22 protein-coding genes and 3 pseudogenes are annotated in these 19386 nt (G+C 60.8%); 15 read left to right on the plus strand and 10 right to left on the minus strand.

All coding sequences use genetic code 11. The features are described 5' to 3' along the window. Positions 1-147 precede the first annotated feature (147 nt). Positions 148-840, minus strand: a complete 693-nt coding sequence (locus QE416_RS00660; protein ID WP_373458827.1) for a cation transporter — start codon at positions 838-840, stop codon at positions 148-150. Beyond that, positions 837-1196: a helix-turn-helix transcriptional regulator gene (locus tag QE416_RS00665; RefSeq protein ID WP_307312810.1), complete on the minus strand. Its 360-nt coding sequence runs from the start codon at positions 1194-1196 to the stop codon at positions 837-839. Before QE416_RS00665 ends, QE416_RS00660 begins: the two co-directional genes overlap by 4 nt. 300 nt (positions 1197-1496) lie before the next feature. On the opposite strand from QE416_RS00665, the gene QE416_RS00670 reads away from it, so the two are divergent. The 6 genes from QE416_RS00670 to QE416_RS00695 all read left to right on the plus strand — a co-directional run bounded on the left by QE416_RS00670 (position 1497) and on the right by QE416_RS00695 (position 5328). Continuing rightward, a complete protein-coding gene (locus tag QE416_RS00670; protein ID WP_307312811.1) occupies positions 1497-1799 on the plus strand; it encodes a hypothetical protein in 303 nt (100 codons plus the stop codon). Between the two features lie 114 nt (positions 1800-1913). After that, positions 1914-2228: a hypothetical protein gene (locus QE416_RS00675; protein ID WP_307312812.1), complete on the plus strand. Its 315-nt coding sequence runs from the start codon at positions 1914-1916 to the stop codon at positions 2226-2228. Then, a complete protein-coding gene (locus tag QE416_RS00680) occupies positions 2225-2545 on the plus strand; it encodes a hypothetical protein (protein ID WP_307312813.1) in 321 nt (106 codons plus the stop codon). Before QE416_RS00675 ends, QE416_RS00680 begins: the two co-directional genes overlap by 4 nt. Positions 2546-3125: 580 nt before the next feature. After that, the gene (locus tag QE416_RS00685; protein ID WP_307312814.1) at positions 3126-4325 is read left to right on the plus strand and encodes a hypothetical protein; all 1200 of its coding nucleotides are present in this window, start codon (positions 3126-3128) and stop codon (positions 4323-4325) included. Between the two features lie 59 nt (positions 4326-4384). Then, positions 4385-4645: a hypothetical protein gene (locus tag QE416_RS00690; RefSeq protein ID WP_307312815.1), complete on the plus strand. Its 261-nt coding sequence runs from the start codon at positions 4385-4387 to the stop codon at positions 4643-4645. Between the two features lie 11 nt (positions 4646-4656). Then, positions 4657-5328, plus strand: coding sequence for a hypothetical protein (locus QE416_RS00695; protein ID WP_307312817.1), 672 nt, complete (start codon positions 4657-4659; stop codon positions 5326-5328). A 119-nt stretch (positions 5329-5447) separates the two neighbouring features. On the opposite strand, the gene QE416_RS00700 is transcribed toward QE416_RS00695, so the two are convergent. From QE416_RS00700 to QE416_RS00720, 5 genes are all read right to left on the minus strand, one after another. Further along, positions 5448-6335 carry a restriction endonuclease, SacI family gene (locus QE416_RS00700; RefSeq protein WP_307317824.1) on the minus strand — a complete coding sequence of 296 codons (888 nt, stop codon included), beginning with the start codon at positions 6333-6335 and terminating at the stop codon, positions 5448-5450. Continuing rightward, on the minus strand, positions 6245-6523 hold the full coding sequence (locus QE416_RS00705) for a restriction endonuclease, SacI family (RefSeq protein ID WP_307312819.1): 279 nt from the start codon (positions 6521-6523) through the stop codon (positions 6245-6247). Before QE416_RS00705 ends, QE416_RS00700 begins: the two co-directional genes overlap by 91 nt. 36 nt (positions 6524-6559) lie before the next feature. Further along, a complete protein-coding gene (locus QE416_RS00710; RefSeq protein ID WP_307312820.1) occupies positions 6560-7777 on the minus strand; it encodes a DNA cytosine methyltransferase in 1218 nt (405 codons plus the stop codon). A 76-nt stretch (positions 7778-7853) separates the two neighbouring features. Then, positions 7854-9128, minus strand: coding sequence for a hypothetical protein (locus QE416_RS00715; RefSeq protein ID WP_307312821.1), 1275 nt, complete (start codon positions 9126-9128; stop codon positions 7854-7856). Between the two features lie 3 nt (positions 9129-9131). Continuing rightward, the gene (locus QE416_RS00720; RefSeq protein ID WP_307312822.1) at positions 9132-9998 is read right to left on the minus strand and encodes a hypothetical protein; all 867 of its coding nucleotides are present in this window, start codon (positions 9996-9998) and stop codon (positions 9132-9134) included. Positions 9999-10208: 210 nt separating this feature from the next. Here QE416_RS00720 and QE416_RS00725 point away from each other — a divergent pair, with 210 nt between their 5' ends. From QE416_RS00725 to QE416_RS00735, 3 genes are all read left to right on the plus strand, one after another. After that, positions 10209-10832: a hypothetical protein gene (locus QE416_RS00725; protein WP_307312823.1), complete on the plus strand. Its 624-nt coding sequence runs from the start codon at positions 10209-10211 to the stop codon at positions 10830-10832. A gap of 2 nt (positions 10833-10834) precedes the next feature. After that, on the plus strand, positions 10835-11752 hold the full coding sequence (locus QE416_RS00730) for a recombinase family protein (RefSeq protein ID WP_307312825.1): 918 nt from the start codon (positions 10835-10837) through the stop codon (positions 11750-11752). Between the two features lie 115 nt (positions 11753-11867). Beyond that, positions 11868-12680 carry a restriction endonuclease gene (locus QE416_RS00735; RefSeq protein WP_307312827.1) on the plus strand — a complete coding sequence of 271 codons (813 nt, stop codon included), beginning with the start codon at positions 11868-11870 and terminating at the stop codon, positions 12678-12680. 29 nt (positions 12681-12709) lie between these two features. On the opposite strand, the gene QE416_RS00740 is transcribed toward QE416_RS00735, so the two are convergent. After that, positions 12710-14404 carry a recombinase family protein gene (locus QE416_RS00740; protein WP_307312829.1) on the minus strand — a complete coding sequence of 565 codons (1695 nt, stop codon included), beginning with the start codon at positions 14402-14404 and terminating at the stop codon, positions 12710-12712. A gap of 47 nt (positions 14405-14451) precedes the next feature. Here QE416_RS00740 and QE416_RS00745 point away from each other — a divergent pair. Both QE416_RS00745 and QE416_RS00750 read left to right on the plus strand, forming a co-directional pair. Continuing rightward, a pseudogene (locus QE416_RS00745) lies at positions 14452-14742 on the plus strand (acetyl-coenzyme A synthetase); the annotation flags it as partial. A 318-nt stretch (positions 14743-15060) separates the two neighbouring features. Further along, positions 15061-15350, plus strand: a pseudogene (locus QE416_RS00750) (acetyl-coenzyme A synthetase); the annotation flags it as partial. 66 nt (positions 15351-15416) lie between these two features. Here QE416_RS00750 and QE416_RS00755 read toward each other — a convergent pair. After that, entirely contained in the window at positions 15417-15767 is a 351-nt protein-coding gene (locus QE416_RS00755) for a GntR family transcriptional regulator (protein WP_307312830.1), read from the minus strand. Further along, positions 15764-16717 (minus strand): hypothetical protein, encoded by a 954-nt coding sequence (locus QE416_RS00760; protein ID WP_307312831.1) that lies wholly within the window; start codon positions 16715-16717, stop codon positions 15764-15766. Before QE416_RS00760 ends, QE416_RS00755 begins: the two co-directional genes overlap by 4 nt. Positions 16718-16813: 96 nt before the next feature. Between QE416_RS00760 and QE416_RS00765 the strand changes: the two are divergent. The 4 genes and pseudogenes from QE416_RS00765 to QE416_RS00780 all read left to right on the plus strand — a co-directional run. Next, positions 16814-17110 (plus strand): annotated as a pseudogene (locus QE416_RS00765) (acetyl-coenzyme A synthetase); the annotation flags it as partial. Positions 17111-17239: 129 nt separating this feature from the next. Then, a complete protein-coding gene (locus QE416_RS00770) occupies positions 17240-17527 on the plus strand; it encodes a WXG100 family type VII secretion target (protein WP_307312832.1) in 288 nt (95 codons plus the stop codon). Between the two features lie 27 nt (positions 17528-17554). Further along, entirely contained in the window at positions 17555-18517 is a 963-nt protein-coding gene (locus QE416_RS00775; protein ID WP_307312834.1) for a hypothetical protein, read from the plus strand. A gap of 158 nt (positions 18518-18675) precedes the next feature. Then, complete coding sequence (locus QE416_RS00780; protein WP_307312835.1) at positions 18676-19182, plus strand: hypothetical protein; 507 nt, start codon at positions 18676-18678, stop codon at positions 19180-19182. Positions 19183-19386: the final 204 nt, after the last annotated feature.

Raw genomic sequence — 19386 nt, forward strand, 5'->3', positions numbered from 1 at the left:
GATCGGCCAGAGCGCGCCTCTAGCCTGCGTTCAGATGCCAAGGACGCAACGATGCGCTGAAGTCGTCAAGATCGCATGACGATGCACGAGCGTCAGTATTCTCAGAAGAGTTGACCCCTCGCTCCAGCAGGTGTGCGACACAACGGCTCATCGAGGCGCCGATACACAGCAGTCATCGCAACATTCGTTCTCCTCGCGGCCCCCGTTGAGAGCAGCGATTGGGGCGGCACAGCAAGCGTCGCCCTTCCAAGCCTCGACGCCTTCTCGCACAGCGAAGAAGGCGATCACCAGAGCAGCTATCGAGTCTGCCCAGGCCCAACCGAGCAGGGTGTTGAGCAGTAATCCAACGAGCAAAGCGGCCGAGAGGTAGGTGCAGATCAGTGTCTGCTTAGAATCAGCAACAGCGGAGGCAGAGCCAAGCTCTTTGCCTGTGCGCCGCTCGAACCAGCTCAGGAAGGGCATGACGATCAGGCTTAGAGTAGCGATTGCTATTCCCACGGGCGAGTGCTCCGGATCGCGCAAGCCAGCTAGAGACAAGATTGCATCCACGCTGACATACGCCGCGAGCCCGAAGAAGGAGACGGCGATGATGCGTAACGCGACCTTCTCCCGCTTCTCGGGATTTGGAGAAGCAAACTGCCAGGCTACAGCGGCTGCAGAGAGCACCTCGACGATGGAGTCGAGTCCGAATCCGACTAGCGCTGCAGAGGAAGCTATGCTCCCAGCGGTCAGCGCCACGACCGCCTCGATCACATTCCAAATGATTGTGATCGCTACTACGATTCTGATCCGTCGGCGAAGTACGCCGACCCTTCTTGAGCTCGGTGCAATGGTGGTCACCGCTGAGTTTCCGATCCGCAGCACCCCGGGACCGAGCAGCTTGGGTCCAGACACGGGGCAGCTTCATCGACAGCCAGCGTCGCACTGACTAGCCCCGTCAACGCCGCTGTTAGGTGCGGATCTGCAATCTCGTAGCGGGTCTGACGGCCTTCAGGCTCAGCCACGAGGATGCCGCAGCCACGCAGACAAGACAGGTGGTTCGAGACATTGGTCCGCGTCAGCTCCAGGTCGCGCGCAAGCTGCGCCGGGTATCCGGGAGCGTCGAGGAGCGCTAGAAGGATACGCGAGCGGGTCGGGTCGGCCATGGCTCGCCCTAGGCGGTTCATGGCATCGAGCTTCGAAGCAATGGTCAGCATTCAATGACCATACAGCGTTGACTGACCTGTCCACAAGGTGTCTACGATAGCCAGCCACAGCAGCCGAGATGACTGAGTTCACACCTTCGGAGATAGATAAGCAGCGACAGGATGAATCTCGCGTCCGTCCGGGTCGAGGCAGCTACCGACGAGGACTCACGCCAGACTGCGATCTAAGACGCCATCCTCGTCATTGCGCACATCCTGACCGTCCAATGATCCTCGACGCTGAGACGGGCAGCTGACGATCGCCTCGATATGAGCTGTGGCCCACCAGGGGCGAACTCATCTGGAGGAACCGTGGAGATAATCACTACGCTTGCACTCGGCAACCTCGTCAGCACCGCGATAAGCGATTGGATCGGCCCCGTGCTGGTCGGCATCATCGCCACCGTGGCTGTCGTCCTACTCTGGAAGCGACAGTTCGCTGGCTTCCTCACCTTCGCGGCCATGGCCGTGCTAGCCGCTCTGTTCGTCTTCTTCGGCGGTAACCTCTTCGGCAAGAACGGAAACATCACGAAGGCTGGAAACGATGTGGCCAAGAAGATCAACGCTGTTGACCTGACAGCCACAACCTACGCTGAAGACTTCCTTATTCGCTGAAAAGCAGGTCTTTCCGCGGCAGATGGGCTGGTGCTTCGGCATCAGCCCATCTTTTTTCGTCGATGCGCGCACACACGCTCGGGATCTCGGTAGAAGAACAGCAGAACCGCTCAGATGGGGCGGAACGACGAGGAGATCGAGATGAAGAAGCGCGAGACTGACGAGCAGATCACTGCCTGGCTGGACAGGCTGGATGGAACCCAGCTCCGGATCTGGGGAGCACCAGAGCCGAAGGCAGCGACCAACCTCGTAGAGCTGTCGGTGGCAAGCGGCAGGCCACTTGCTCGACTCAAGGCAGAGGCTGAGTTCATCGGGGAATCGGAGGAGTCTTATCTTGAGCTGATCCTAAATCGAATCACAAACGACCCCTTCTATGCGAGGCATCGGGAGTTGGCAGAGGCTCGCTTGGCTCGAAAGCTCTCCGCATGATCGCCAGGGAGAACACCCCAGAGGAAGATGCGGCCTACGAGGAATGGCTGGATGACGGCGGGCGGCTGTCCGTGGTCTTCCTGGCCTACGGTCCAATATCTACGCGGAGGCCGAAGGCGCTCTTCGCCATGAGCCAAAAGGATGCGATTGCTCTGCTCATGGACAAGCGCTCCAAGGGCCGAGGCTGGATGGTGTGCCATACCCGGCTGAAGAACTGGGAGGTCGACGGCAAGGTACCCGGCCGCTCCAGGACCAAGGACACTGGCAAGCTCGATCCCATCATCGAGGAGCTGGGCCTCACGAAGATCCCGCTCTGACTCGCCAGATCCCACGATCTGAGACGCTTCTGACAGTCCAACGCACAACCTGCCCGCCTCTCCTTCTCACAGGCTGAGGCGGGCAGTCTTGTTCCGCGGGATCTCGCTCTGGGTGTGCGACACCACTGCTGTGCCCGTCGCCGCTTCCTAGTATTACCTTTACGAGACTTATGTCGCGGCTGTCGCAAACCCGACAGGTCCGGGCTTCTGGGCTGTTCTTGCGACACTCTTCTACTCACATGTGTCGCAAGACCAGGCTAGAACGCTGCTTTTCCGTGCTCCATTCTGTCTCACCTTTGTCGCAGGTTTCCACATCTGTCGCAACTTCAGCCTTCGTTCCTCAGCAAGTGTGCGGTGCTCCGAGGTAGCAGTCCATGTTGATATAAGAGTGCTACACCGAGCGGGTGGGGTTGGAGCCTCGTCATCTTCAGCTTGCGGCTCGGGTGGTGAATGAGTTGGCAGATAGGTGCCTTAGTTCCTCTCCACCACCCGGGCCGCTTCTTCGTTTCTATGCGTTGTGATATGGACTGCAATCCTGCTGACCCAGGAGGAACTAACAAACCTATCCCGCGGAGGACACATGTCTGATCTTCTTTCAATCTTCGCGGCTGAAGTCAGAAAGAGAGAGGCTGCTGCTGATGCTCAAGCTCACGCCGCCTCTAAATCTGCCCCACAGCCCGACCCGACTCCCTCACCGAAATCCAATCCGAAGGACACCGAGTCTCGCCGTTGGGTGCTCACTCTCCCTCTCAGCGAGTACACCCAGGCCGAGGTCGAGAAGCGGCTCGGTAGGTACAAGGCTGTAGTTGGACAGCTGGAAGCGGCCCCTACCACCGGTTACCTACACTGGCAGCTTTACCTTGAGACCAAGTCGGCGCTCCGATTTTCCACACTGCGGAAACTGTTCCCCAAGGGCCACTACGAAGTGGCCAGCAAGACTCGCATCCAGGCCGTGAAGTACGCCACCCGTGAGGACAAGCGGGCGGCATCCGGCGAGGTCATCAATCTGGGCCAGCTCGATCTCACGCTGAGGCAGGGGAAGCGGACGGATCTCGATTCCTACTCAGAGCAGATCATGCTTGAGGGGAAGTCTGCGCATGAGGTGATTCATGATGATCCCCGGGCTGTGATCTATGCAAGCCATCTGGAAAAGCTCGAACTCATCCGTGATCGCGAAACCTGGGGCAAGAAGTTCCGTGAGATCGAAGTCCACTACATTCATGGCGGCACTCGAACCGGTAAGACTTCGGCGCTCTTCGAGACTTACGGCTACGAGGCGATCTACCGCGTTCCCAACTGGAAGAACCCCTTCGATGGCTACCGCGGCCAGGACATCCTTCTTCTGGACGAGTACAACACCAGCGTTGCCATGGTCGACCTTCTAAAGATCCTCGAAGGCTATCCCCTTGAGGTTTCTGCTCGCTACTCGGACAAGATCGCCAAGTTCACGAAGGTCTTCATAGTCTCCAACCTCAAGCTCTCTGAGCAGCACCAAACCATTCAGCAAGAGCATCCCAAGCAATGGGCGGCATTGAAAGCTCGGCTTACCTCGATCTCCGAGCTAGTCATCGACGGCTCAGGCGACACCGCCCGCGGCATCCTCCATGTCGAAAAGGGGACGCCGCCTCAACTCGACCACTTCCTCACGGGGAAGCCGGTGGAGATAGTTTCCCCAGCCGACAAGCCCGCCGCGGGCCGAGCAAGTGTTCTCACTGCGGTCGAAGCTGCTGAGAGCTTCGACGACCTCGATGATGCCGACTTCTTCTTCGACCAGGACTGACCCCACCCACCAACCACCCAACCCCGCTGAGGCGGGAGAAAGCAAGGATCAAATGACCAATGAGAATCGTAAACGCAACAGACACCATCGTCCCCTTCATGAGGTTCGCAGACCCTAGCCTTGAGGAGTTCACCGGCATGGACCTTCAGGAGTTTGCCGTCGAGCAGCCCGACGAGGCGAGGCGCCTACTCCGCGACCGCATGTTTCAGATAGAGCACTCGTCGGAGTATTACGACCTGGAGTTCTACCTCCAGGCTTCGAGTCTCTACAGCTCGGCTGGCCTTCCTTCCCGGCAGAAGCGTCGCCGAAGGTGGCACTGATGGATACAGCAATGAAGCAAACCAAGGCCATCACCACTACCAGCGAGCCGGTGTGCGACATCGCCGCCGACAACCCTGCAGCTTGTGTGTGTCGCCACGGCGACTCAACCTCAGGGGCTCGATATTTCACGAAACCTTCCAAGGAGAATCACATGCCTAAGCTAATCGCAGCCGCTCTAGCCGTCACCATCACTGCCGTCCTCGTCGGCGGCTTCACTACCGCCGCCGAACCAGCAGAGGCTGTGACGGTCAAGACCAGCTCACCGGGTGTCTCGGAGTTCACGGGTCCCTTCCGGTTCACACCCGACCAGCTCGAAGGATGGCGCGGCTCGCACTTCTTCGGCGTTGACCAGAACGGACCACAGAACCACGGCCAGGACTTTGTTGCGCAGCCTGGCACGCTCGCTCTCCGGGCAGAGTATCCGGGAATCATAGAGTCGGTGACAGTTAAGGATGGACCGTGGCGGATCGAATCGCAGAACTCTGTGAGCTTTGTGCTGACGAATCGAGACCCAATCACAATCCGCTTCGGCAATAGCCAGCAGGTCGGCGAGACACCGCGCAGCAATGTAGAGATATCTGGGCGTTTTGCTCCGATCTTCGTCTACCTGGAGCTGGTCCGGGGTCCGGGGAATGTCTCCATCCGGAGCAATGCTGGCGCGGGGCTTGCTCGACTGCGCTAAGGACTTCCTGATCACCACCGGAACCTGCAATCTGAGGCGTCCTTAGCGCCAGATGCCATGACCTGCCCGCCTCTCTCTGTCACAGGCTGAGGCGGGCAGCTACGAATACGGAGGGGCACTCAACGATTCTGCGCAACCGCTACGGCACGACTCCATTCTTGCAAGCTGCCCACGCCCACCTCGATTTCCTTCAGACGCGCCAGATACGAGCTGGAGAACTTTGCAATAGCGTCGTCAAGAGGAAGAGGCGCCCAGATCAGCGCGCTCGAAAGAAGCTCGGGGGCTGAGGTGCATACCTCAACAAGCGTACCGACCGAGTGCTGATTGGAGTTCTCGGCAAGAATCGCCAGGTCCATCTGACCAGGCGAGTCCGCCAGCATCAAAGCGCGGCCGATGCTCGCTCTCTGGCATGCACTCACGAAGCTACTGAGTTCCTGCGGTCCAACCTTCTTGCCGCGAACTTCAACCGCCAGAAGGGGGGCTGACGGCCCCATGGCGTGAACATCGCCAGGAATGTCCCGAGAAGGGTCGTTGAGTCGGCGAGATCGAACCTCCTCGAAAGCCAGGTCGAGGCACGCTGCCGCAAAGGCCTGCAAGCGCTTCGGACGATCGTCGGCGTCGAAGCGCAGATAATCCTTGACCGCGACCCTGGCGCCCCATGCATTGAGGCCATCAGCCTTGACCACAACGCTGCGAGCAACGGCCGCCACCGAAAGAGCTTCACGCAGGAACGCTGCGAGGGCCTTCAGAGCATCGGTGCGGTCGAGCCGGTCAGCCTGCTCCGCGATGCTGTAAAAGAATTTGTAGTTCCAGATCTTCGACGCCCGCCGCTCGATGTCCTGCAAGCGGTCTGCGCCGTTGAACGGGCTGTTGTTGAGCGGCTCGGCCCCGGTGTTCCGGATTGAGAAACCGTGCTCTACAGCTGCCGGAACGAGTACCCCGTGGCAGAGGACGCCCGGGCGCTGTAGGCGCGAGCGTTTCCGGGCTGGCCCGCTTTGAGGCTGAATGCATCGACTTTGTCGTCGACCGCCTTAGCTAGCAGCATGGTCGCCAGTGCAGGAGTCCAGGTCATCTCGTCCAGACCGAACACGGACCTCGTATGACTGGTCCAAATCACGGGAAGGTCGCTGTCGCTCTGTGCGAGTGCCAGCGCTTGCCGCAGCACGAACTCAGCGTCGGTCTTGTTGATTCTCATCCGCCGGCTCGGGCCCCCCTGACCCGATCGCCCGCGTCAGCTGATCAGTATCGAACCGCTCGCAGATCGAACGAGTCTGTCGTCGCTGTCTGTCTCGGCTTCAATGTAGCCGAGCTGAAGCGTCAACGCGCGGAGCACAGCCTTACCCAACTCGAGAGGGACTGCATTCCCAAGCTGTCGCTGAATGTCCGCGCGGCTTCCGACTACCCGGAAGTTGTCAGGGAAAGTCATGAGTCGGAGCAGCTCAGGAACTCGCAGACGCCGAGCACGCAATGCGCCCTCTGTATTCGTGAGGTTCTCCCAGTGGAAGGGACCTACATAGGGCCCCGGCTGAGCCTGGAGAGTCGAACTGGGGCGGTCAGGAGCGAGCCGAAGGAGAAAGGTCCAGTATCGCGAACGCCACTTGAACTCGTTCCGACCGCCGTAGCGCTCGGTGTGCCAGAGGTAGTTCTGGCCACCGGGGACTTCCGCAGCCAATTCTCCATACTTACCCTCAACAAGTTCCCCCACCTCGGGCACCGTTGTGAGGCCCGCGAAGGCTTCCTCTGCGCTTACATGCAATGGTTTCGTCAGATCCCAGGTCTTTGTGGTTTCGCTCGGACCGGCATGCGTAGCCTCGGGAAACTGAAACGCCTTCCCGTCTCGCCGACCGACGATAAAGACACGCTTGCGCAGCTGAGGCACACCATAGTCCGCTGCGAGGAGCGTCTTCCACTGAGGGTTGTAACCAAGTTCCGAAAGGGTAGACAGGAGCTGTTTGAAGTGGCCTTCGTGAGTCTTGTATGTCAGCGCCTGGACATTCTCCAGGACAAAGGCCTCAGGTCGAGCTTGAGCCACCACGCGAACATACTCTTCGAGCAAGGAAGCGTTGGGGTCTCGGGATTCCCGTTTCTCAGCGAGCCAGAACCCGGATTTCGAGAACGGAGTACAGGGGGGACCACCAACGACGAGAGCTGCATCGCCCTCTGACATGGAACCGATCCGCAAGAGTTCTGATGTCGGCGTCTCGCGTATGTCGCCAGGCAGCGTAGAGGTGCCCGGGAGGTTGAGCGCAAGCGTGTCGAGCGCCTGGGGCGCGGCGTCAGTTGCGACGGCGACACGGAAGGGCCCGTCAGCAGGGACCGCGGGAGCACGAAGAGGACCGTCGGCCACGCGTTCGACAGCGAGGTCCAGGCCACCAGCCCCGGAAAACAGGCTGATAACGGGCTGTTTTGCCCGCGTCGAATCAGTGGGATCGGCAGGCTTCACGGGCATCGAACAATCGTATCGCGAGGCTACGACATTGAGATGATGCTGGCCTGCCCGGGCCCCGCGCCGCCCTGCTGAGACCTCAGAGCATGTAGGTCTTCAAATCTGGATACTTCTCTCTCCACTCGGAGCATCTGGGATGCGTAGCCAGCCACTGCCGTATGGCGCCGAGAGCGGAGTAGACGCGCTCTACGAGCTGGATCTGCCGGTGAATGAAGGTCTGGTCAGTGATGTTCGTCCGCAACCGGTGGGACGGTGCCTGCCGTTCAGCGCGAACCTCCTTGAGGGGAGACACCGCGTGCTTGGCGCGGTCGGCGTCGACGCCGTGCATCTCCATGAATAGCTCCAGGCGTGTCAAGGTTCCGAGATGCTGACCGCTCTCGTCTGTCTTGAGAACGAAAGCGGCATCGAAGAACTTAGATATGAGATTCTCCGACAGCACTTTGTCCATCTCACGGACGAAGTCATCCCACTCTCTCTGCGAGGGGCGGAGTATCCAACCGAGGTCCGCTGGCCGCTCAGTTGAGCGAAAAAGCGGTCTATCGAACGCCAGGTCCGCCAGTTCGTTCAGGTTCTCAAGCTCCATGAAGATGCGGGTGAAGGGCCCTACGCCGTCTGGCCAAGTGCCCATCTGCCCGTTCCACCAAAGTGGATGCGGTTCCAGATCGGTGTCAGGAACCTGGTAGGTCTCCCATCGTCTTTGGTGCTCAGGGGTGAGGGTTTTCAGATCGGAGTAGAACACAGCGACGCGGCGAAGGATTGGCGAGTCAGGCTTCTCGGGGTCGTAGCGGCTCAGGTCGTACGCGAAGCCGATGTGGTTCAGGAAAACATGATCCCGCTCGGGCGCCGACGGATCGAGCGAGGCTTCATCTGAGAGGCTCATGCTCGCGCCGAACTCACCGAAGCCGAACATGAAGCGACTGTCGTTCCGATACTGCTCCAGCACATCGAACTCGAAGTAGGCCAGCTCCAGAGTTCCTTTACCCCTTGCCATGGCCCGCGCGAAGGGACGGCCGTCCAGTCTCCGGGGCAACCGCACTCCCCTCATGCCGGCCGGCGTCGGGTAGAGACACACACCGTAGTCGTCGGGCCCGAGGGAGAGGAGGTCTTCTTTTTGATCCTCCATCGGCCTACGCGAAGGCCACGGCCGAATGTGAATGTTGGGGTAGTCCTCCCCGGTCGTGATCTCGATCAGGCCGGCTTGCAGCAGTTCGATTGCTGCAGCCCGCAGCGGTTCTACATCCGTGCCTTGAAAGTGAAGACCATTGAAGTCGCCCGAGCGGAGGAACCGTTCTCTCACGCGAGCAAGTAGCCCCTCCGAGTCGGTGCTGAGCCCCAGACGATCATTCAAAGCCACCCCTTAGATCCTAAGATCTCTGGTTATCCAAATGCCGATCTCTCGCTTGATGGAGTTGGCGATGTCGAACCCGTCGAACTCCTTGTACAGGCGGTGAACCACATCGGACGGCATGTTCGGAAGGCGCTTTTCCTTGAGAAGAAGGGATCGCTTGGCCCTACCCATGAGGTAGCCAAGCTCCAGAGACACATTGGGATTGAAGTCCCGCTTCTCGATGTCCTCAAAGACGGCGATCCCGTACTGACAGCCGGTCAGATACACCTCAATGTTGGACCACACCTCTCCTGTGTAGTCGCGGTCGTCCGCACGCACAGCATTCAAGCCGTGCTCCGCCAGACCTGCGACGATCGCCTGGTGAATCTCTTTCATCTGAGGAGAGTCGCTGAAGCGCATCATGATGAAGACATTGCGGCTGGGCTCTGGATGATCCTCGAGAAACTTTCGGAGGTATGGCTCCAAGTGGCGCACATGGGCGATGTCGCCGAGCTTCGACAGCGAGTTCAGCGTCTCGACCTCGTTTGCGTGGGCGGCGGCTACTGCTTCGATCTTTGCTGTTCGTTGAGAATCATCCGGTAGCGGGAGGCTCAGCACGGCGCCAATCTCCCAGCCCAGCTGGTTCTTCAGAAGGTCCACCATGGCGGGTAGAGCGTAGAACTGGGTGGGTTGGTCCAGCCAAGTCAGTTGCGCCACACCGACCGCCGGACCAAGCCCGATCAGGACCTGCCCGCTATCCCGCAACGCCACGAGCGAGAACGGGCGAAAGAACGGAGAAGCGTGTGGCGGCAAGCCAAACCTCGCTAGCGCACCGGAGAGGGCATCGCCGAATTCGTCTATGAGTTCGCGTACTTCCCTCTGCAATGCAGCGTCCATGTCTCCGCCGCCCGTGCTTACTCCAGGCCAGTTGAGTCCCAAGTTTCCCACCTTTCGCTTGATCCGAGCCTACTGACGACCTCCGACATCGTGTCTCGTGAGCTGTTCGCAAACGAACGGTTGCGAACAGCCCAGGATCGGTGCGGTTCGAACGCGCTCCGATATGCCTTTTCGTCGGTGCGAAAGAACCGCACCGCGAGGGAGGAAATTATGCTCAAGTTAGGACTCATAGCGCCGAGCGCTCGGAGGAACCAGCCGACAACGGACGAGCAGGCTCACACGCTGGTCGGCTACGGGGTCGCCGCCGGGAACATCCACCAATCTGGCGATGAGCTACTGGCCGAGGCGAGGCTGTCGACTGAACCGGTGGAAGTTGTCGTCGGCTCGCTCGCAGGATGGGGGCGGAACCTCACCGGCCTTGGCGTGTGGCTGAGGTCGCTCGAAGGGATCGAGGCGTCCATCACCATTCTCGCTCCACAGCGCCTGACACTCTCCAAGAGTGATTGGTTCGCGGTCATAGAGAACATCGTGGATCTCCGCCTCGAAGGAATCGCAGAGAGGAAGCAAGACGCGGCGGCGGCGGCTCGAAGTAGAGAGATCCCCGTCGGCCCGACGCCGAAGCTCAGTCAGGCGGATGTGGACTGGGTCTGGGAGAGACGGGAGCAGGACAACTGGGGTCCGGATCGAATAGTTAGTGGGCTGAAGAGAGATCGAAACATCGCCGTCAGCAAGTGGACAGTCCTGCGGGTGCTCGGCCTCAGAAAGGGAGCCAAGCCCTATGTGCCGCGAGACAACCATAAGTTCCTCAAGCGCGATGCCGAGAGGAGGGCCTGATAATGGCGAAAACATCTAACCTAATCCCGCTCGGTTGGGCGCGGGTTTCAACAGACAAGAAGGAAGACCGCAAGGAGCAGACCCTCGACCAGCAGATCGATGCGCTCGCCAACTACGGTGTTCCGACCGAGAACATCTACAGCGACAAGGTCAGCGGAACCATCAGCCTCAAGAAGAGTGAGCAATGGGGTGCACTCAGCGAACGAGCGCTCGACCCCAAGCACAAGGCCGAGATCGTGATGGTGAGCTGGTCCCGACTTAGCAGAGACTTTTACGACTTCCTCGCGGCGGTGAACAAGTACACGAGCAACGGCTGTGTTTTCACCGTCGTAGGCGAGTCTCGCTATCAAAAGTATGCTCCGAAGGACGCCATGGAGTCGTTTCAGCTCGCCATGGAAGCTTTCGGCGCACAGGATTACAGGGAACGAATCTCGAAGGCCACGAAAGAGTCACTTCACTACAAGAAGCATGTGCTCGGGATCAGGCTCGGTCGGCCCGAGAAACTGACTCTGGACGACTGCGCGGAGATCAACCGGCTCGCTCAGCTTGAGGACTACAAGAACCCCCGGCTCATCGCTGAGAAGATCACCGCACACCGGCTGGCGGCCATCCCCGACGGCCTCGATGATCCCGAGCGCGAGAGGGCTGAGAAGCACGCTGCGGTATCCCGCCCGATCGTCTACCGTTATCTCGCCCTGACTGGGCTTACGGAATCTGACTTCATGCTGATCGATGTCCTGAGAGATCAGCACGGCGAAGACTGCGAGGCCATTGCCAAAGATCTCTCGGATGCCCGTGCCGCTGCAATCCCGGAGGAGATTGCCGATGATGGGGAGGCCTACGCGAAGGCACTGAAGGCGTCGACGGTGCTGCGCTCCTCCGTGTATCGGTACCTGACCAGGACGGAACAGTTTGACTGAGCTGATGCCTCTGCACTGAGAGCACCTACCATCCTATTTTTCGAGGCAAGGTCGGGGCCACGACTCGATCCCTGGCCTCGCTCGTGCGGCCTACGGGCCTTCCTATACTGAGGCTATGGTGAACGAGACCGATGCTCAGCCGGATGAGACCGAGACCATTCCGGAGACAGCTGAGGACGATTTTGCGCTTGGCTCACTGGACTTCGATGGGCTCTCCCCCACTGACTTTGAGGAGTTCTGCTTCGACCTTATCTCGGAGAGCGAATTCACGAATGTGGACTGGCGTAAGGGGACGCCGCTTGCATCATCGCCCTCCGATAGAGGCCGGGACATCGTCGCGCACAAGACGATGAGCGACATCGATGGACATGAATATGCGGAGCGCTGGTTCATCGACTGCAAGCACTACAAGCGTGGTGTTCCCCCTGATGCCCTCCAAGGGACGATCGCCTGGGCTGTCGCCGAGCGTCCGTCCGTCGTCCTGTTCATCGCTTCCGGCTACTTGACCAATGGCGCCAAAGACTGGATCGCCGACTACGAGCGCACTAACCGGCCACCATTCCGCATCCGCGTGTGGGAGAAGCCGCAGCTCTTGAAGCTGGTTGAGAAGCACCTCGACATCGCCTTCAAGCACGATGTTGGAACCAGCACGCTGCGACGAGTCTCGGAGATATTGGCCGTCGAATCGGAACTCATGGACCGACTTTGGTACGGCCGCAAGCCAGCGGACGAGGATGTGGATGCTCGCGGGTGGCCAGATGACATCAAGGCCGGCATGCTCGCAGCTAAGCGGGCAGTCGAAGAGCAGTACGGCGTCGACGAACTAGCGAAGGATGTCGAGTCTGATTGGGCCTGGGGCTACCTCTCCGGCCGCATCTCGGCAGTTCGCTGGGTTCTCGGAGATCACTGGCACAACCTAGACAGCTGACCTATCCCGAGCGTTCATGGCCCGCCTCCTCAGGCTGTAGCCGCCTCTGGTGGCACACGCTTTCCATCTACGGCAAGGCGGGCTGAGACAGCCTCGGGCGTCCACTCCTCCACTGGCTCAGACGGAACCGTGGCCGAGCTGGGCGCACTCTCTCCGAGAGCGCCGGTGAGCTGGATCGGCATATCCAGCAGCTCCTCTGTCGAGATTCCGTTCCAGGTGTAGTGCGGCGCCTTCCAGAAAACCTCTGCTCTCGCCCAGATCTTTTCCTGTCGGACAGCCGCGTGGGTTCGACCACCGTAGCCCTTGGACCCCTTCCCAATCACGATGAAGTCGATCTCGTTGAGGATGAGTTGTCTCAGGTCTACGAACTCCAAGGATGTTCGATCGATGAACCACCGTTGCGCATCTGCAATCGTGGCCACCCTGTTGGGGCGATCCAGAAGCATGAGCTCGAACTTCGCACGCTCTCGCTCCAGCGCGTCTCGCTCCTTGGTAAGGATGCCGAGCTGCTTGAAGTGATCCCGTGGTTCCACATAGCCGGAGCTAAAGGCCTCCATCTGGGCTTCGATCAAGCCCTCGAGCTGCTTATAGCGGCCCTCCTTGGGCCAGATTTTTTGCGTGGGATCCACTCGCGGGTTCCCGTGAAGAGCCTTCTCCAGCTCGTAGCGGAGGATGAGGTTCTGAATGTATTGCTCCAGAGTCGGAGCGTTGATCCCCAGATGGGTCTTTCCGCTTCCTGTACAGGTGTACAGACCATCCACGCCTTCTCTCTGGAGCGCGCCATAGAGCGTACGGCTACAGATGCCGCACTTCAAGATTCCCTGAAGCAGCCACTGCCCCTTGCGTTCACTCGCCCGCGTGCGTTCCTGAAGCTTTTGTAAAGCAGCTTCGCGCTCAGTCAGGCTGATGATCGCATCCCAAGTACCCTTCACCATCTCGCCGTCGTTGTTGAAAAGCGGGCTTCGCTCAAGTTTGCCGGTCTGCGGATTGCGCTGGGGATATTCCCGGATGCCGACGGTTCGCCAGCCAAGTAGGACTCTCTTCATGGGAGTCCACTTCCAGGATTCTTTGCCGTCAGAAGTCCTGATCCCCAGCCTTTCCCACTTTCGGCAGATGTCGGTGATCGAGGCTCCAGCGATGATGTCGTGTATGGCCTCACGGATAGCCTGGGCTTCTTCCGGTCGATGAGTGATCTGATCTTCCTCGAAGCCGAAGGGGCGACGGTGCTGCTTGGCAGGTTTTCCCTCCAAGGCCTTCTGTCGGTTGGTTCGCCTCACTCGCTCTGAGATTCGATCAACCTCGTTAGCGTCCCAGGTGGCGAGCGTGAGCGCTACGGCTCGCTCATCACCATTGGTGAGGTCTCTATCTCCTGACTTCACTGTCCGGATGGCGACGCCGTACTGCTTCCAGAGGTCAGCGAGGTCGAGCCACTCTCTGACTCTTCGAGTCAGGCGTGAGTTCGAGTAGGCAATGATTGTGGCGAACTTGCCGTCCTTGGCATCCGCCAGCATTCGGATGTAGTCGTCTCGTTGCTTCTTCTTACTCCTGGAGGATCGGTCGGACGCTCCACGATCGTTGTCCTTATAAACCTCGTAGACAGTCAAGCCGAGTTCTTCAGCCCGTTCCCGGCAATCTTCCTCTTGGCGCTGAACGCCTCTCTCCTCACCCTCTCGGTCATCGCTGATGCGTGTGTAGATCGCACAGAACTGCTCCCGTGACGCCATGATTCCCCTCGACGATCGATGGTCGCATCGTAATACATAACAAGACAACCACGCGCCAGGCCGTCGTCGCGTTCGTCATCATCAAGAGCCGCTACCTGAAGGAGCACCCCGTCGAGGGTCTCGGCGATGAGCTGCGCACCTGGGTCGGCCAGCAGATCGGGCCCATCGCCCGCCCCCGCGACGTCTACATCGTCGGCGAGCTGCCCAAGACCCGCTCGGGCAAGATCATGCGCCGACTCCTGCGCGACGTCGCCGAGGGCCGCGAAGTCGGAGACACCACCACGCTCGCCGACACGATGGTCATGAGCACCATCAAGGGTCAGGTCACCGACAAGTAATCGTGGTGTCGATGTGTCAGCGCGTGGTGCGAGGGCCTGCGCCCGCGATTCGATCCGGACGTCATGGAGCGCGCAATCCGAGCCGTCCATGAGCCCCGATGGGACGAGTGGGAGTCTTTACGCGTTCCAACCGTCGCGGCCTTTGGGGACAACGGCATGTTCACGCCAGAGCAGAAGGACGAGTTAGTACAGCGACGGCCAGAGACGAGCCGCGCCGATATCTCCAACGCGAGCCACGACGCGCATCTCGACGCCTTCGACGAGTGGTCCGGCGTTCTGCGTGAACACCTCGCACGTCACGCTTGACTTAACGGCGCCACCGGCCAGGCGGTCGTCGCTCTGGATGTACCAAGCAGACATCCACGCCGAAGCACGAGGACTCGACCGGTCTCGTCGCCGACTTGCGAGCGTGGGTCGCGCAACAGATCGGTGCCATTGCACGTTCTCGTGACCTGTACCTTGTCACCGAACTGCCGAAGACACGATCGGGCTAAATCATGCGCCGGCTGCTGTGCGACGTCGTCGAGGGCCGCGAGGTCGGGGACATGACAACCCTCGCGGACAGGATGGCCGTGTCCACGATCAAGGGGCAGGTCACCGGTAGGTAGGTGGGCTCACTCATAGCCGAGCATCGCCCTCCCGCATCAGGACGACGGCACTGAGCCCTCGCCAGCTCACCTCGTGGCAGGCCAGATCGCGAGCAGCGCGCTCTGCAGGTCATCGACCGTGATGTTCAACGAGTCCGCGAGTTGCACTAGTTCTCTCATTTTCGCCACAACCAAACCGGGCAGAGGCGACGCACTGTCGGCAACGCGGGTCCCGCCTCCCTTTCGCGTCTCAACGAGACCCTCCTGTTCGAGTTGACGGAACGCGCGAGCCGCTGTCCCGGGAGCCACGCCGAAGTCCGCCGCCGTTTGACGAACCGTAGGGAGTCGTTCTCCCTGTCCGAGATACCCACTAGCTATAAGTCCCCTGAGTCGCTCGTAGATCATCGAGGACGTCGCGCTTTCACCGCCCGGACTCATCGCGACCGAACCTCTTCGCTCCGACGATCTGTCAAGCCCCGAGCAGCCAGATCGAACGGAACCACACCGACGATCAGAGCAAAGAGGATAACTAAGGAGATGACCTCCATCGCCCACCCACCCCACAGGAAGATTCCTGCAAACGACGAGTAACCGGGGCTCCAACTGAACTCTCCCACCCCGGGTATGCCCACGCCCGCGGAGCTCGATCCTGCTTGACCAATGAGTTGCAATGCCCCGCCCCATGCCAGAGCAAGGGCGGCCGCCGCGAGAGACAGGACGGCGTTCGAGACAACCCGACGAGCACGACGCTCGGTGGCGAAAGAAACCGCGCTCACGAACGGTGGCGCCGCGATCCTCGCAAGCGCAATCACCGTCATCACGGTTATGAGGGCGAGACCGACGAGGACAGGAAGCCCATACGACCACCCGTAGAAAGTTGTGACTCCCGCGTCGCCAAAGTCGATAAAAACGTTTCGGCCAAACTCGTCCAGAGACGACACACTGCCACTGCACAGGGTCGTCACGAGAACAGCGGTCGCGAGGACACCTGAGATCCACACGGCGGACGTGCTCGCGAAACTCAGCCAAGAACGCCTGACGCCAACCAACGTCGGCTCCCCCGTGCTGCGAACGCTTGGAGTACTGACCAAGGCGGTCGCCCCCACTCCCAAAGCCGCGACCACCAACGGCAGAGCGAAACTCCACCAGGCAACCACTGGGAAGCGAACCCACAGCGCTCGCCCTATCAAGTCGACAAGACACGCGATGATCACAGCGGCCGCCGTGCCGGGAAGCATCGGGGGCAACGATGCGCGATCAGCCCTGGCACGGCGAACGTACGGGCGAGCAAAGATGGCGCACGCCACGGCCACGATGAGAGCCACAAAAAGCTCAGCGCCCGGCGCGAGAATGAGAAGATTCCACCGCTCCATCAACTTTTCCACCATGCCATGACCCCTTCTTGTACTTGATACCTGCTACAACTTTGTACCGCAAGAAAGGTACAAATACCAGCCCCGAACTACTAGATCTCTCCATCAGACGCTGACGCACGCACCACCGGCCAAGCCGTCGTCGCGTTCGTCATCATCAAGAGCCGCTACCTGAAGGAGCACCCCGTCGAGGGTCTCGGCGATGAGCTGCGCACCTGGGTCGGCCAGCAGATCGGGCCCATCGCCCGCCCCCGCGACGTCTACATCGTCGGCGAGCTGCCCAAGACCCGCTCGGGCAAGATCATGCGCCGACTCCTGCGCGACGTCGCCGAGGGCCGCGAAGTCGGAGACACCATCACCCTCGCCGATACGGCCGTCATGAGCGTCATCAGCGCCCAAGTGAAGTGAGATCAGATCCCGGATGCCGCGGGCTTCGGCATCCGGGATCTTCCAGCGAACTCGAGCGCGGCGCTCTCCGTGGCCGTGCGATCTCGTATTGTGACAGGGGTCGAAACCATTGTTCCGGGGGGGATGAGCGTGGCCGATCACATTCGAATCGAGTTCGGCAGGGTCAGTCAAACGGTCGAGGTGCTCTGCGCCGCGTCAGGGGGAATCCGAGGCGAGCTCGACGCGCTCGACGCGCGACTGGCGACCATGGAAAGCGGGTGGCGAGGCGAGGCGCGGGAGGCGTACTCCGTCGCACGCGCCCAGTGGGAAGAACAGATGCGGTCGATGCAGACGCTGTTGGACGGGTGCGCGGAGGTGCTTCTGCGAACGGGTGAGGCGATTGCCGCGACGGAGGATTCGCTCGCTAAGTCCTTCTGATCGTTTCGGTCTGCCTAGACTGCGACCGTGATTTTCGGCAAGCGAAGGCATGAGCAGACTGCGCAGCAGCGCGAAGAGCTGAAAGCTGCCGCCGCCGAGCAGGGGTGGCGGTGGAGCGACGCCCAGCCCGCCCCCGCTTTCGAACTCTCGGAGGCGGCCCTTCGAGGCCCCGAGCGGTTCAAAATCTGGACGGTCGGCTTAGGCGATGTCGTCGACGGCATGGTGAACACCCGTCCCTTTCGCGCCGCGCGACTCATCGGCTACGACTACACCACGACGAACGGAGGCATCCCGTACGGGGATCGTCGCGAGACGAGCGCGGTGTGGATCGACCTGCCCGACTCGCTGCCCGAGATCCGTCTCGTAGACGCTTCGTCGACGGAGAAGGACGAGGGGCTCCCTCTTCCCCCACTGAGCCCTGCGAGGACGACCGACGGACGATGGCGGGTCGAAGGTTTCGTCCCGCAGTTCGCCTCGGACCTCCTTCATTCGACATTCGTCACGGCGCTTGCGACCCTTCCCCCTCTCACAGCCGTCGTCATCCGCGCGGGAATGATCCTCGCCTACGGATTGCAGCGCTACGACGCGCAGACCATTCGAACCGTCGCGACGACCCTTGCTGCACTGATCGAGGCGGTGCCCGGCAACGCCTGGGGCCGCGCCGACGCTCTCGTCGCGGGCACCGGGGTGTTTCCACGGCGCGTCCCCGGCGGGGCCAGCCTTTCACTCGACCAGCGTCTTGTGCGCCCCGACTGGAAAGGCTTCGGGCTGGCGGAGAAAGTGCCGTGGCCAGACGCGCCCGGCGCCCCGAAGAATGTCATGTTGAAGCGCAGCGAGGCGGTAGAGGTGTGGGAGCCCACCCACGACGATGCACCGGGCTTTTCCCTGAGCGCACAATTCGGACGTGCGACCATCGGCTCGGGGATGCCTCCGGGCATCCCGACCGTGGCCTCCACCATCTCGCAGGGCGGGGCGGCTCCGCGTGCCTGATCGCCGGGGCTGATCACAGAGCGACGGGAGCCCGAGCGTCACCTTTGTCACGCGTCGCTGGGAAGGAGCCGCGTCACGCCGCGAAGCAGCAATTCGACGGGCCACTCGTCTCACCCGGGTTTCCTCGCGAACTCGGTGAACGCGCCTAAACTTCGAACGTGATGTTTGGAAAGCGCCAGCGCCACGAAGCACAGCAGAGCCGAGAGGTCCTGCGCCAGGAGGTGTCGGCCGCCGGATGGACGTGGGAGGGTGCAGCACCCGCGCCGATTTTCGAGTTCGGCGAGGCCGTATTACGCGGTTCGCGATCCCACGACATCTGGATGGTTGGTGTCGCGGATGCCCTCCGGGGCACCGTCGGTGAGGGAGATTTCCAGGCCGGACGTCTCGTCGCCGGCTTCGGAGTGTTCTCCCGTCGGACGATCGGCGGTGCAGGGCTGAGGCCCGAGCAACGGCTCGTGCGACCTGATTGGAAGGGATACGGTCTCGGCGGAAAGGTGCCTTGGCCGCAAGCCTCCGACGCTCCGAAGCACGTGACGATGTCGCGACGCAAAGCGGTGGACGTCTGGGACGTGCCGCCGGGTACGTCTTCAGGACTCTACATCGGTACGCGGGCAGGGGGTTCAGACTTACCGGCGGTCGCGTCGGCTCTTCATCATGGCGTCTGAGGAGCGCGATCACCCCCACGGGGAGAGTCGATGCCGCCCTGTCGGCGGCGGGTCGGTCGGCTGCGAGAACCACGACATCTATGCCGTGTGACCGAGTACCGAAAGCGGCGGACGGCAGACCGGGCTCAACCTCGCCGATAGCCGTCTCTGCGGCGATCTCGCAGGCGGAGAGGCTCCGTGGGCATGATGGCATGACACCGAATT

The sequence above is a fragment of the Microbacterium sp. SORGH_AS_0421 genome, assembly GCF_030818635.1.
GTDB lineage: Bacteria > Actinomycetota > Actinomycetes > Actinomycetales > Microbacteriaceae > Microbacterium.

What these genes read in the sequence shown, in the direction of transcription:
- QE416_RS00665 (WP_307312810.1), bottom strand. Translation starts at nt 1,196, where the DNA reads ATGCTGACCATTGCTTCGAAGCTCGATGCCATGAACCGCCTAGGGCGA.
- QE416_RS00675 (WP_307312812.1), top strand. Translation starts at nt 1,914, where the DNA reads ATGGGGCGGAACGACGAGGAGATCGAGATGAAGAAGCGCGAGACTGAC.
- QE416_RS00730 (WP_307312825.1), top strand. Translation starts at nt 10,835, where the DNA reads ATGGCGAAAACATCTAACCTAATCCCGCTCGGTTGGGCGCGGGTTTCA.
- QE416_RS00695 (WP_307312817.1), top strand. Translation starts at nt 4,657, where the DNA reads ATGAAGCAAACCAAGGCCATCACCACTACCAGCGAGCCGGTGTGCGAC.
- QE416_RS00705 (WP_307312819.1), bottom strand. Translation starts at nt 6,523, where the DNA reads ATGAGAATCAACAAGACCGACGCTGAGTTCGTGCTGCGGCAAGCGCTG.
- QE416_RS00685 (WP_307312814.1), top strand. Translation starts at nt 3,126, where the DNA reads ATGTCTGATCTTCTTTCAATCTTCGCGGCTGAAGTCAGAAAGAGAGAG.
- QE416_RS00710 (WP_307312820.1), bottom strand. Translation starts at nt 7,777, where the DNA reads ATGCCCGTGAAGCCTGCCGATCCCACTGATTCGACGCGGGCAAAACAG.
- QE416_RS00755 (WP_307312830.1), bottom strand. Translation starts at nt 15,767, where the DNA reads ATGAGTCCGGGCGGTGAAAGCGCGACGTCCTCGATGATCTACGAGCGA.
- QE416_RS00740 (WP_307312829.1), bottom strand. Translation starts at nt 14,404, where the DNA reads ATGGCGTCACGGGAGCAGTTCTGTGCGATCTACACACGCATCAGCGAT.
- QE416_RS00720 (WP_307312822.1), bottom strand. Translation starts at nt 9,998, where the DNA reads ATGGACGCTGCATTGCAGAGGGAAGTACGCGAACTCATAGACGAATTC.
- QE416_RS00690 (WP_307312815.1), top strand. Translation starts at nt 4,385, where the DNA reads ATGAGAATCGTAAACGCAACAGACACCATCGTCCCCTTCATGAGGTTC.
- QE416_RS00725 (WP_307312823.1), top strand. Translation starts at nt 10,209, where the DNA reads ATGCTCAAGTTAGGACTCATAGCGCCGAGCGCTCGGAGGAACCAGCCG.
- QE416_RS00735 (WP_307312827.1), top strand. Translation starts at nt 11,868, where the DNA reads ATGGTGAACGAGACCGATGCTCAGCCGGATGAGACCGAGACCATTCCG.
- QE416_RS00680 (WP_307312813.1), top strand. Translation starts at nt 2,225, where the DNA reads ATGATCGCCAGGGAGAACACCCCAGAGGAAGATGCGGCCTACGAGGAA.
- QE416_RS00760 (WP_307312831.1), bottom strand. Translation starts at nt 16,717, where the DNA reads ATGGTGGAAAAGTTGATGGAGCGGTGGAATCTTCTCATTCTCGCGCCG.